Annotated in this window: 11 protein-coding genes; 4 read left to right on the forward strand and 7 right to left on the reverse strand. The window is 63.0% G+C overall.

Going from position 1 to position 11993, the window contains the following annotated elements; all coding sequences use genetic code 11:
• Positions 1 to 47: 47 nt before the first annotated feature.
• The 3 genes from NRG23_RS25935 to NRG23_RS25945 all read right to left on the reverse strand — a co-directional run bounded on the left by NRG23_RS25935 (position 48) and on the right by NRG23_RS25945 (position 4742).
• A complete protein-coding gene (locus NRG23_RS25935; RefSeq protein ID WP_038634838.1) occupies positions 48 to 833 on the reverse strand; it encodes a siderophore-interacting protein in 786 nt (261 codons plus the stop codon).
• Positions 830 to 1405 (reverse strand): PadR family transcriptional regulator, encoded by a 576-nt coding sequence (locus NRG23_RS25940; RefSeq protein ID WP_028683298.1) that lies wholly within the window; start codon positions 1403 to 1405, stop codon positions 830 to 832. The genes NRG23_RS25935 and NRG23_RS25940 overlap by 4 nt, the downstream gene beginning before the upstream one ends.
• A gap of 229 nt (positions 1406 to 1634) precedes the next feature.
• Positions 1635 to 4742, reverse strand: coding sequence for a transglycosylase domain-containing protein (locus NRG23_RS25945; RefSeq protein WP_009050599.1), 3108 nt, complete (start codon positions 4740 to 4742; stop codon positions 1635 to 1637).
• Positions 4743 to 5320: 578 nt separating this feature from the next.
• On the opposite strand from NRG23_RS25945, the gene NRG23_RS25950 reads away from it, so the two are divergent.
• Positions 5321 to 6742 (forward strand): amino acid permease, encoded by a 1422-nt coding sequence (locus tag NRG23_RS25950; RefSeq protein ID WP_028683296.1) that lies wholly within the window; start codon positions 5321 to 5323, stop codon positions 6740 to 6742.
• 129 nt (positions 6743 to 6871) lie between these two features.
• On the opposite strand, the gene NRG23_RS25955 is transcribed toward NRG23_RS25950, so the two are convergent.
• A complete protein-coding gene (locus NRG23_RS25955) occupies positions 6872 to 7471 on the reverse strand; it encodes a hypothetical protein (protein ID WP_009050597.1) in 600 nt (199 codons plus the stop codon).
• 10 nt (positions 7472 to 7481) lie between these two features.
• Positions 7482 to 8078 carry a papain-like cysteine protease family protein gene (locus NRG23_RS25960; protein WP_009050596.1) on the reverse strand — a complete coding sequence of 199 codons (597 nt, stop codon included), beginning with the start codon at positions 8076 to 8078 and terminating at the stop codon, positions 7482 to 7484.
• A 370-nt stretch (positions 8079 to 8448) separates the two neighbouring features.
• Here NRG23_RS25960 and NRG23_RS25965 point away from each other — a divergent pair, with 370 nt between their 5' ends.
• The 3 genes from NRG23_RS25965 to NRG23_RS25975 are packed head-to-tail and all read left to right on the forward strand — an operon-like array spanning position 8449 to position 11271.
• A complete protein-coding gene (locus NRG23_RS25965) occupies positions 8449 to 8823 on the forward strand; it encodes a GtrA family protein (RefSeq protein WP_009050595.1) in 375 nt (124 codons plus the stop codon).
• Positions 8820 to 9761, forward strand: coding sequence for a glycosyltransferase family 2 protein (locus NRG23_RS25970; RefSeq protein WP_009050594.1), 942 nt, complete (start codon positions 8820 to 8822; stop codon positions 9759 to 9761). The genes NRG23_RS25965 and NRG23_RS25970 overlap by 4 nt, the downstream gene beginning before the upstream one ends.
• Before the next feature lies 1 nt (position 9762).
• Complete coding sequence (locus tag NRG23_RS25975) at positions 9763 to 11271, forward strand: glucosyltransferase domain-containing protein (protein WP_257372803.1); 1509 nt, start codon at positions 9763 to 9765, stop codon at positions 11269 to 11271.
• A 15-nt stretch (positions 11272 to 11286) separates the two neighbouring features.
• Here the strand turns inward: NRG23_RS25975 and NRG23_RS25980 are convergent, their stop codons facing one another.
• Both NRG23_RS25980 and NRG23_RS25985 read right to left on the reverse strand, forming a co-directional pair.
• Complete coding sequence (locus tag NRG23_RS25980) at positions 11287 to 11583, reverse strand: cupin domain-containing protein (RefSeq protein ID WP_124300352.1); 297 nt, start codon at positions 11581 to 11583, stop codon at positions 11287 to 11289.
• Between the two features lie 73 nt (positions 11584 to 11656).
• Positions 11657 to 11941 carry a putative quinol monooxygenase gene (locus NRG23_RS25985; RefSeq protein WP_081359939.1) on the reverse strand — a complete coding sequence of 95 codons (285 nt, stop codon included), beginning with the start codon at positions 11939 to 11941 and terminating at the stop codon, positions 11657 to 11659.
• Between the last annotated feature and the right edge of the window lie 52 nt (positions 11942 to 11993).

The following is an 11993-nucleotide window of genomic DNA, read 5'->3' on the forward strand; positions in this document are numbered from 1 at the left end:
CTCGCTCCTACAGAGGCAGGTCTGTAGGAACGAGGCTTGGCAGTCCGTCACTCTTCTTCGCTACTGTCCAGGCGCCAGTAACCGGCGGCCTTCACGAACGCGTCGTCGAGTCGGTGCTCGTCCAGCAGCACCCGGCGAATCTGCCGCGAGACTTTGCTTTCCGTGGCGACCCAGGCGTACAGCTTGCCGCTCGGCATCTGTAGCCCGCGCACGGTGCTGAGCAGGTCCTGCTGGCCGCCGTCGCGCTCGACCCAGATCACCTCGACCTGCGCTGCGCTCTGCAGCACCTGCCGCTCGGCGGCGTCCTGGACCTCGATCACCGCCAGTACCCGGCGCCCGGCCGGCAGTTCTTCCAGGCGCCGGGCAATGGCCGGCAACGCGGTTTCATCGCCGATCAGCAGGTAGCTGTCGAAGATGTCCGGCACGATCATCGAGCCGCGGGGCCCGCCGATATGCAGGAACTGGCCGGGCTTGGCCTGTTCGGCCCAGGTCGAGGCGGGGCCGTCGCCGTGCAGGACAAAATCGATATCCAGCTCGCCGATATCCAGGTCGTAGCGCCGTGGCGTGTAGTCGCGCATGGCCGGCATCACGCCGTTGTCCTTGCCCGGGCCCAGTACCAGGGTTTCCAGGGCGGCCTGCTGTTCGGCGTTCTGCGGGAACAGCAGCTTCACATGATCGTCGCTGCCCAGGCTGATGAAGCCCGCGAGTTCCGGCCCGCCCAGGGTGATGCGGCGCATGCGCGGGGTCAGGTCGACCACCCGCAGCACTTCCAGGCGGCGGCGTTTGATCTCGTGGCTGACCCGATGAATCGTTGGCGAATTGTCTGCGCTCATTCAGCTGACTCCTGGGTAGAAGGGGTGGCCGGGCCGTCGACGATGGCGCGGGCGGTGTTGTTCAGCAGGTCGCGGACCCGCACGATTTCTTGCGGGTTCCAGCGGCCGTGGTGCATCTGCAGGGCGTGGCGCAGGTTATGCACCGCCTCGTGGATTTCCGCCGGGCGATCATGGCCGCGCAGCGAGCGTTTGCTGACGTCGATGCGCATGCGCACGCCGTCCAGGGCAATCGCCTGGTCCTGTAATGACAGACGACCGGCCTCGGTCACGCTGTAGCGTTTTTTCCCGCCTTCGGCGTCGCCGCTGATCAATTCGCTCTCTTCGAGGAAGGTCAGGGTCGGGTAGATCACGCCCGGGCTGGGGCTGTAGGCGCCATCGAACATGCCCTCGATCTGGCGGATCAGGTCATAGCCGTGGCACGGCTGTTCGGCGATCAGCGCCAGCAACAGCAGCTTCAGGTCGCCGGGGGCGAAGACCCGCGGGCCGCGGCCGCCGCGTTCGCGCCCGGGGCGTTTCTCGAAACCGTCGTGGCCGTCGCCGTACTCGCGGTGGGGATGATGGTGTTCTCTCATTTTCTCTTTCTCCTGTTTGGTTAAGACATAACTTAAGATATATCTTAAATGCCGCGCAAGTACTTCCGTGACAGCCAGACCTGCCGTTTGTCGGAGAATGGAGTTGAGAAGCATTCTTGTAGCCGCTGCCGAAGGCTGCGATAAGGTCCGGAGGACCTTTTGAGGGCCTCAAGAGCACGCCTCCTGCGGAGAGCGGCTACAGGCAGCGGTTATTGGACGGCGGGAGGATTCAGCGTTGCGCCAGGCTGCCCAGGCATTGGGTGTTGCTGCCCGGTTGCAGGTACGGCGTGAGGATCGGCGCCATGCCCTTGAGCACCTGGACCGGCAAGGCCGAGGTGAATTTGAAGCCTTGGGCCGAGGCGCCCGGTACATAGGCGGTCAGGGTGCCGAAGTGGTGTTCGCCGATATAGAACACGAAGGTGGCGGTGCGGTTGATGGATTTCGAACTGAGAATCCGTCCGCCGGAACCGACGGCCTCGATGCGGTTGTCGCCGGTGCCGGTCTTGCCGCCCATGGCCAGCGGGGTGCCGTCGGCCAGCTTGAAGCTGCCGGAGAGGCGCTTGGCGGTACCGGCATCCACCACTTGCGACAAGGCGCCGCGCAGCGCGGTGGCCACTTGCGAAGGCATCACCCGCTTGCCCTCGGCCGGGTCGTTGACCAGCTTGGTTTCATAAGGCGTATCGGCGGCGAAATGCAGGCTGTCGATGCGCAGGGTCGGCATGCGCACGCCGTCGTTGAGGATGGTGCCGACCAGTTCGGCCAGCGCCGCGGGGCGGTCGCCGGAGCTGCCGATGGCGGTCGCCAGCGAGGGCACCAGATGGTCGAAGGGATAGCCGACTTTCTGCCAGCGCTGGTGAATGTCGAGGAACGCCTCGATCTCCAGCATGGTGCGGATGCGGCTGTCGCGCGCGCTCTTGTGCCGGCTCTTGAACAGCCAGCTGTAGACCTCCTGGCGCTCGAATTCGCTGGCTTTGACGATCTCGCTGAACTTGGCGTCGGGGTTGTTCAGCAGGTAGCCGAGCAGCCACAGGTCCAGCGGGTGCACCTTGGCGATATAGCCCTGGTCGGGCAGGTCGTAGGAGCCGGGGCCGTAGCTGTAATAGAGCTTGTCCAGGCGTTCGTCGGTGAGTTTTTCCGTGAGCTTGGCGCCCTTGAGGTGCGAGCGAATGAAACTGTTGAAACTCTCCTGGCTGGCCTCCGGCAGCAGGTAGCGGTGCACGGCGGCCAGGCGGATCGGCGTCGGGTGCATGCTGTCGAGGAAGGTGTCCAGCCGCGCCTGGGTGTCCTTGTTGCGGTACTTCTTCCAGAACCGCAGGAGGAAGGAAGTGCCCTCGCGGTCGGCGAACTTGGCCAGGTATTCCTGGCGCCGCGGGTCGCCGTCATCCTTGAGCAGGTTGGCGCTGTTGCTCGGGCCGGCGTAGGTGCTGTAGCGCACCAGGTCGCGCATCAGGCGGATGAAGGGCAGGTTGATGGACTCGCGCAGGGCGTCGCGCAGGGTCGGCATGCGGCCGTTGTCTTCCTTGCGGAAGTTATGAAAGGTGTGCAGCCCGCCGCCGGTGAAAAAGCTCTCGCCGGGGCTGGCCGAATATTTGCGGTCCAGGGCCGCCTCGAGCATTTTCGGCAGGCTGCGATCGTTGTTCTGGATCAGGTAGTCCACGGCCCAGCGGCTCAGGCGATCCTGTTCGGCGATCTCGACTTTCTTCAGCACCGCCGGGGTTTCGGCGCCGTACTGCTCGTACAGTTCGGCAATGATCTGCAGGTAGGTGGTCAGGACCCGCAGCTTGGCCGTGGAGCCCAGCTCCAGCTTGCTGCCTTCGTTGATGTCGAAGGGCTGGTCGGTGCTATCGGTCTGGACCCGCACCCGCGAACCGTCCGGCGTCAGTTCGAGCAGGGTGAAGCTGTAGCGCACCTGGGTGGTGCTGGTCGGCGTCAGCAGGCGTTCGCCGAGCAGGCCGATCTCGCCGGCGAACACCGGGTCGGCCAGGTGCTTGAGGTACTCGGTGGCCTGGCGTTGCAGGTCGCTTTGCAGGGTACTGGTGGCCGACAGATCGAGGCGGTCGAGGTCGTACAGCGGCCGGTTGAGCAGGCCGGCCAGGCGGCTGCGGGCGACGCTGATGCCCTTGTTGGTCTCGATCGGCTGGATCGTCGGTTCCTGCACCCAGTCGCGGAAGGTGGCCTTGCTGGCCAGGGCGGCGGCCGACAGCGGCGTATCGATCACACCGTTCTGGGTCAGCAGGCGGATATGGCTGTCGGTGAGTTCGGCCAGTTCCCGGCGGCCCTTGGACAGGTAATGCGAAGGCCGGCGCTGGGCGATCATCAACGACAGCACCTGGCGCAGGGCCAGGCCACGTTGCGCCAGGCTCTGCGGATCGCTGGCGGTGCTCGCCAACTGCTCGTTGACCTGGGCGAAGTCGGCGCCATACCAAACCCGCAGCCCTTCGGCCATGCCGTGCACTTCACCGTGGCCGGGCACCGCCGACAGCGGCACGCTGTTGAGGTAGTCGCGGATGATGCGTCGCCGCGCCTCGAGGGTCTGCTGGCCGCCCTGGTAGGCGCGCACGCTGGCGGAAATCATCTGCCGGATCTTTTCCGCGCCGGACACGGTCAAGCCGTCTGGCGAGTGCCGGTACTTTTCCAGTTGGGTCGCCAGGGTGCTGCCGCCCGCCGTCTGCCCGGGCAGGTGCAGGAGCTTGGCCACCTGTGACCAGGCAGCCTTGCCGAAGCGCGGCCAGTCCACCGCCGGGTTGGCCAGGGGCTGGTCGGGGTCGAGCAATTCGCGGTTCTCGATGAACAACAGGCTGCGCACCATCACCGGCGGGATGGCGGCAAAGTTCGAGTAGAGCTGTTGCGGGTACTTGAATTGATAGAGCGGCGCGGCGCGGCAATCGGTGATCGACAGCCCGGCCTGAATCTTCTCGGTATAGGGTACGAAGAAGCCGTTTTCGCTGTAGTTCATCAAGGCGGGGGAGAAGCGGGTCTGGGCCTCCACCACGTAACCGCGCTTGAGCAGGCGCGCGAGGAAATCATCCAGGGCGCTGTAGCCCAGGCGTTTGTCGAAGGGGCCGGCGCCGGGGTAGACGATGGCATCGCTGGGCCCGGGCGCCATGGCGTAGTTCAGGTCCGCGGCGAACTTGCTGAGTTCGCGCGCCTGCAGTTTCGAGGTGCGCATTTCCTTGGACGCGGCAAAGCCGAGGGCGACCAGCGCCATCAGCAGCAATAGCCAGAACAGCCGCCACCAAAGCCGGCTGGAATGGGACTTTTCAGGGATAGGCGCTTCTTCCACGCGATCAGTTGGCACTACATTTTTACTCGAATCGGTCTGTCGCAAAGCACCCATAGTCGACTGATCCATTCACGCAAATTGATCGGACTTGTCTGAAGCTTAGACGGTGGTGGGCAATGGTGAAAAATTTGTGATCGACCTGAAAGCATTCACCTCCCCCTGTAGGAGCGAGCTTGCTCGCGATAAACCCGAGGGCGCCGCGATGCTTCGGATACACCGCGTCATCGTTGACGACCATCGCGAGCAAGCTTGCTCCTACAGGGGGGGGTGAGGCGAAAGAAGCCTGAGATAGAGCCATCACGACCGGTAAATAGGTCCTAGGTAGGGGCATGACGCTGCACCATGGCTGTGCAATACTCGGCGCCGTTCAAAAATGACAAACGGCAAAAAATCCAGGTAATGCCACTCCGCAAAACCCGAAGATACCGAGATTTCTCTCTGAATTTAGCTGTTTATAGAGTGAAAAAGCCTGCCGTCAGCTTTTTATACTGCACGCCCCACTGATCTTGCAGGATTTGTCCTACAAGACGTGTCGGCCCACAAGGTCGATCCGATCTGGCGGGTACGGGTTATCCGTCCGCTCCTTACAGACTCGGTGGCTCACATCCAATAACAAGATGAGGTTGTACCCTATGCCAGTTGGCAACCACCTGCCCCAAGGCGAGACCGCTCAAGGCGGCCCGCTGAAACGCGAACTCGGCGAACGGCATATTCGCTTGATGGCGCTCGGCGCCTGTATCGGTGTCGGCCTGTTCCTCGGTTCGGCCAAGGCCATTGAAATGGCCGGTCCGGCCATCATGCTGTCCTACATCCTCGGCGGCCTGGCGATTCTGGTGATCATGCGCGCCCTCGGCGAGATGGCCGTGCATAACCCGGTCGCGGGTTCCTTCAGCCGTTACGCGCAAGACTACCTGGGCCCGCTGGCGGGCTTCCTCACCGGCTGGAACTACTGGTTCCTGTGGCTGGTGACCTGCGTCGCGGAAATCACCGCGGTGGCGGTGTACATGGGCATCTGGTTCCCCGATGTGCCGCGCTGGATCTGGGCCCTGGCGGCCCTGGTGAGCATGGGTTCGATCAACCTGATCGCGGTCAAGGCCTTCGGTGAGTTCGAGTTCTGGTTCGCCCTGATCAAGATCGTCACCATCATCGCCATGGTCATCGGTGGCGTCGGCATCATCGCCTTCGGTTTCGGCAATGACGGCGTGGCGCTGGGCATTTCCAACCTGTGGACCCATGGCGGTTTCATGCCCAACGGCATGACCGGCGTGCTGATGTCGCTGCAGATGGTGATGTTCGCCTACCTGGGCGTGGAAATGATCGGCCTCACCGCCGGTGAAGCGAAAAACCCGCAGAAGACCATTCCCAACGCCATCGGCTCGGTGTTCTGGCGCATCCTGCTGTTCTATGTGGGCGCGCTGTTCGTGATCCTGTCGATCTACCCCTGGAACGAAATCGGCACCCAGGGCAGCCCGTTCGTGATGACCTTCGAGCGCCTGGGCATCAAGACCGCCGCCGGTATCATCAACTTCGTGGTGATCACCGCCGCGCTGTCGTCCTGCAACGGCGGCATCTTCAGCACCGGGCGCATGCTCTACAGCCTGGCGCAGAATGGCCAGGCCCCGGCCGGTTTCGCCAAGACCTCGAACAACGGCGTACCGCGTCGCGCGTTGCTGCTGTCGATCTTCGCCTTGCTGCTGGGTGTGCTGCTCAACTACCTGGTGCCGGAGAAGGTGTTCGTCTGGGTGACCTCCATCGCCACCTTCGGCGCGATCTGGACCTGGGTGATGATCCTCCTGGCCCAGCTCAAGTTCCGCAAAGGCCTGAGCGCCTCGGAACGTGCTGGCCTGAAATACCGCATGTGGCTGTACCCGATCAGTTCCTACCTGGCCCTGGCGTTCCTGGTACTGGTGGTGGGGCTGATGGCCTACTTCCCGGACACCCGCGTGGCGCTGTATGTGGGCCCGGCGTTCCTGGTGCTGCTGACGGTGCTGTTCTACCTGTTCAAGCTGCAACCGAACAATGCCCAGCAGGGTGCGGTGCGTTCGGCGTCGTAACCCCATCAGGCGATAACACAAAAAGCCCCGGTCAGTGACCGGGGCTTTTTTATGCGGGCGATATTGCTGCGGTTCCAGGTTTTAGTGTTGTGACCCTCCGTTCACCGCAGCCCGATCGCCGGTGCGCGGTCAGCTCCCCAACAGCCCGGTGGTGTCCGCATCGAACGCCGCTTTCGCTCGCTGGGCGGCGGGCGCCAGCAAGGCCAGCAGCGCGGCCTCGCTGTACAGCTTGGTGCTCGCCAGGTGCTTGGGCGTCGGCTCGATCGGGATCAGCACGTCTTCGTCGCTGGCGTGCAGCCAGATCGCCACCACCTGCAGCGCCGAGACAAACAACACCCGCAGCTCGAAGGTCCGGCCTTTGAGGTGCGGCGCCTGTTCCGCCAGGTTCAGCGCGTTGACCGTGGCCGACGCCAGGGCGCCGTGGTTCAGGGACGAGAACTCGACCTGGCCAGCGATCTCGGCCAGTTGGGCGTCGGCAATCGACACCCCGTCGCTGAACACCAGGTAATGCCAGTCCCCCAGCGTCGCCTGTTGCAGGCCTTTGCCTTGGGCCAGGTCTTCCAGGCTCAGCGAGTAGCCGCGGTAGGGCTCGGACAGGCTCACTTTACTGGCCGTGGCCTGGGCGAACTGGCGGTTGACGCCGAAACCTTTGCTCTGCAGGGCGGCCTGGAGAGCCGGGCGCAGTACCTGAGCGCCGTTGGCAGGTGCCTTGGGATAAGTCAGTTGCATGCTGCCCTCCTTAGTTTTTCCGAGTGAAGTAGGTGGTGGTCCAGTTGCCGCCGCCGTTGTACGAACGGGGGAAGGTGTTCAGGGCGCGGGTCGAATAACCGTAGATGGAGTCCGCAATCAGCAGGTAGCTGCCGTTGGTGCCATAGATCGCCAGGAAGTGCGCGCCGCCGCCAAACCAGGCACAGCGCAGGCCAACGGGGCGACCCATGTTGATCTGGTTGTCGATGGCCGACAGTTGGATCGAGCCCTGGCTCATGCCACCAAAGCTGCGGGTGGTTTGCAGGGCCGAGTCCAGGTAGCCGTACACGTTGCACGGCCCCGGCTGGTTGCAGCAGGTATTGCGCCCCAGTTGTGCGTTGGCGACCCCGCATTGGGTCCAGGAACCGGTGCGGTAATAGTTGCCGACCGAGGCCGACAGCGCGGCCCAGCACCAGTTGGTCTGGGTTTGCTGCTGAATGCTGAAGTTGAGGCTGGCGGCCAGGGCGGCGTGTTCCGCGCTGTCGTCGACTTCGCTCAGTCCGGCATCGAGCAGGGTGCCGACCAGGCACTGTGGCAGTGCTTGCGCAGGACCTGTGCGGGTAAAGGGTGTGTCTTCAAGGGTTAACATTTTCATCCTCCATGAGTGAAAACAAGCGTCCAGCTTGTGTCGTTGTTGCGTATTGCGATGAAGCGGTTTTCTGAGGCCCGTGACCGGCCTGCGGGGTTCGCCATCCTCGATGGCCTGCTCCGGTCGGGCTCAGGGGTAACCTTAGCCGTAATATGCATTTGTGCAAATTAAATTATGCATTTATGCAATTTGTTGCGGGCAAGCAGCCAGGCGAGGAGAGGCCAGGGAGGCGGCTTGCACGACAACGGCCCATGCGGGCCAGCTTGGATGCCGCACGTCTGAAAGAGCGCTGGATCAGCGATTTCGCCAATCGATGGGCAGAAAAACCTGCCATACAAGTTGAGCGATATTCAACGCGGGAGAGTCACCCATGAGACTCTTATGGAAGGGAATCTCCAGATACACGGTGATCGGCATCGCCAACACCTTTATCCACTGGCTGGTGTTCTTCTTGCTGAGCCTGGTGGCGGGCCTCAGCCAGGCGCTCAGCAACCTGGCGGCCTTTTGCGTCGCGGCGTCGTTTTCTTTCTATATGAATGCGCGTTTCACCTTCGCCGCCAGGAGGTCGATCGGCGGCTATCTGCTGTTCCTGGGCGGCATGGGCGCGCTGAGCCTGGGTGTCGGGCATGCCGGGGATGTGTGGCGGCTGCCCGGCTTGCTGACGGTGCTGGTGTTTTCCGCCCTGAGCCTGGTGGCGGGGTTTCTGTTCGCCAAGTACCTGGTGTTCCGCGAGTGTGAGCCATGAAGATCTCGCTGATCGTTCCGGTCTTCAATGAAGAGCAGGCCATCGGCCTGTTTTACCAGGCGGTGCGTCGCGAGTTGCGCTTCGAGCAGGGCGAAGTCGAGATCGTGTTTATCAACGACGGTAGTTCCGACCGCACAGCCGAGGAGGTCAAGGCCCTGGCGCAGGTGGACGAGCAGGTGCTGCTGATCAACTTCTCGCGCAATTTCGGCAAGGAGCCGGCGTTGTTCGCCGGGCTGGAACACGCCACTGGCGATGCAGTGATTCCCATGGACGTCGACCTGCAGGACCCGATCAGCGTTATCCCGCGGCTGATCGAGGAGTGGCAGAAGGGCGCCGATGTGGTGCTCGCCAAACGCCGCGGGCGCGCCGCCGACAGTTACCTGAGGCGCTGCAGCGCGGCGCTGTTCTACCACCTGCTGAACCGGATCGCCTACACCCGGATCGAGGAAAACGTCGGCGACTTCCGGCTGATGGATCGCAAGGTGGTCGATGTGATCCGCACCCTGCCCGAGCACCAGCTGTTCATGAAGGGCGTGCTGTCGTGGGCCGGCTTCACCACGGTGGTGGTGGAGTACGAGCGCGCCGGGCGGGTGGCGGGCAACAGCAAGTTCAATGGCTGGAAGCTGTGGAACCTGGCGCTGGAAGGCATCACCTCGTTCAGCACCGTGCCGTTGCGATTGTGGACCTACGTCGGTGGCGGCATCTCGATTTTCGCCGTGCTCTACGCGGTGTACATGGTCCTGGACAAGATCTTCTTCGGCAACAGCGTGCCCGGCTACCCTTCGTTGATGACCGCCATTCTGTTTCTCGGCGGCGTGCAGTTGATCGGCATCGGCATTCTCGGCGAGTACGTCGGGCGTATCTATATCGAGGCCAAGCATCGGCCGCGCTACGTGATCAAGGACGTCATCGGCGGCAAAGACCGCCTGGGGCTCTAGCATGGACAGAATGGGCAGCTTGCTCAGCGGGGAACTCGGACGCCGCCAGGTCTGGCTGTTTTTTCTGTTCGCCACCATGTTGTATGTGCTGCCGCTGATCCTCGCCGACTTTCCCTATATCGATGACAACTGGCGTTCGCTGTCGGCCGGCACCGCCTGGACGGAGCAGGGGCGGCTGTTTACCGAACTGTTCTACAACGCCCTGACCTTCAGCGGCGCTGCGCCGAACATCTTTCCCTTGCCGCTGCTGATCGCCACGCTCGCCATGGCCTCGGCACTGACCCGCCTGACTTTCCATTACTACCCGCAACCGACGGCGGCCTGCTGCATGGTGCTGTTGCCGCTCTGGTACAACCCGTTCTTTCTGCAGAACCTGTCGTATCAGTACGACGGCCCGGCCATGGCCTTGAGCCTGGTGGCGGTGATCTTCGCCATCACCTATCGCAACCCGTACCGGGTGCTGCAATGGCTGGTGCCGGCCTTGCTGGTCGCGCTGGCCATCGGGCTGTATCAGATCAGCATCAACGTGTTCCTGGGCCTGTGCTGCCTGGAGGTGATCCGCGGCGCCAATGACAAGACTGCCTGGCCGCGCTGGTGGGAAATGATCGGCTGGAAGATCGCCCAGGCGGCCCTGGGCTGGATGATCTATTGCGTCACCGCCTACCCCTTCATGGATCAGACCCGCACCTTGCTGTTGAACTGGTCGTCGCAGCCCCTGCTGCAACTGCAGGTCAACATCGGCCGGGTGCTGGAAAAAGTCGTGCTGCTGTTTCACGGCGGGTTCGCCTGGGTGTTCGCCGCGCTGGCGCTGTGCGCCCTTGCCGGTTGCGTGCGGCTGGGGATGAACCTGTTCAAGCGGCCGGACAGCGGCCTGAAAAAGGTCGTGATGGCGCTGGTCTGCCTGCTGGCATTACTGCTGGTGATCTTGCTGGTGTCGGGGACCGCGCTGTTTTTCCGCGACTTCAATGAAGGCGCCCGGACCTTGATGGGCTTTGCGTCGCTGCTGGTGTTGCTGTTCTATCTGGGCCACCTGGCGTTGGCGAAGCTTCATGAGCGCTTGCCGCTGCTGCTGATGGTGCCGCTGTTGGCGATGCTGTCGCTGTCGTTCGCCTATGGCCGGGTGCTGACGGTGCAGAAAACCCTGGTGGCCAGCGCGCTGTCGAGCCTTGAACGCGACATCACCAGCCACCCACCGTTGCGCGAGGCCAAGCGCATCTATATGTCGGTGACCTATTCCGATCACTGGCTGCTGGCGGCCGCGGGCTCGTTCAAGCAGATGCCGGTGCTGCACTACCTGCTGAACATCGACTTCTTCATGCTGGCCGAGAACCTGCCCAAGGTGGGCATTACCAACGTGGTTGCGGAAAGGGAACGGCGCAATGCGACCCTGGTCGGTTACCAGGGCTATCCACCGCTGGTGGACAGCCGCTACTACCGGATCTACCTGCTGGGGGACTACGGTTTTATCGTCATGAAAGAGCCGGCGCCGATCAAGAGGTTGCACTGGTGAGGGCCGGCGGTCCGGCTAGACATCGATGATCACCAGGGTGCCGTGGCTGCCGGGCAGCACTGCATGAGGCAGGCCGGCTTCGACCAGGTACATCTGGCCCGCGCTGACTGTCACCTCACGGCCAGCAATACCCAGGCGCAGGCAGCCATGGGTCACCAGCAGGGCTTCGTTGTAGTCGTGGCTTTCTTCGGCGTGGGCCTGTTCGTCCATGCGCAGCACCTTGATGCGTGCCGGCCCGACCTGGCCCACCACGGAGGACTTCCAGCTGGTGGGCAACTGGCTGGACAACGATTCGAATGACAACAGCGGCATATGGATCTCCCAAAAGTCAGGGGTGTTGCGCCGTGCTTTCGGTGGTCCGGTCAGCATCGCAGGGGGTGTTTTTTCAGAATTCGTCCATCAGCAGCACACGACATTCCCTGGCCTGGAAGGCGTTGATCTGCGGCACCAGGCGGGTGAAGTGCTCGGTCTGGCAATGGGCCTTGAGCGCCGCGCGGTCTGGCCATTGCTCGATAAAGATGAAGTGCCCCGGGTCTTGCTGGTCGACGAACAGGTCGTAGGCGATGCAGTCCGGTTCCTGGCGGGTTTTCTCCACCAGTTCGGCGTACCAGGGGCGCACGGTGTCGAGGTGTTCGGCTTTGATGAAGTCTTCGGCGATGACTTTGAGCACTGGGTTGCGTCCGTTGCAGATCGATAAATAACGCCCCGCCGCAACGGCGGGG

Origin of the sequence: Pseudomonas sp. T8, assembly GCF_024610635.1 — a bacterium.
GTDB classification, from domain to species: Bacteria; Pseudomonadota; Gammaproteobacteria; order Pseudomonadales; family Pseudomonadaceae; genus Aquipseudomonas; species Aquipseudomonas chlororaphis_I.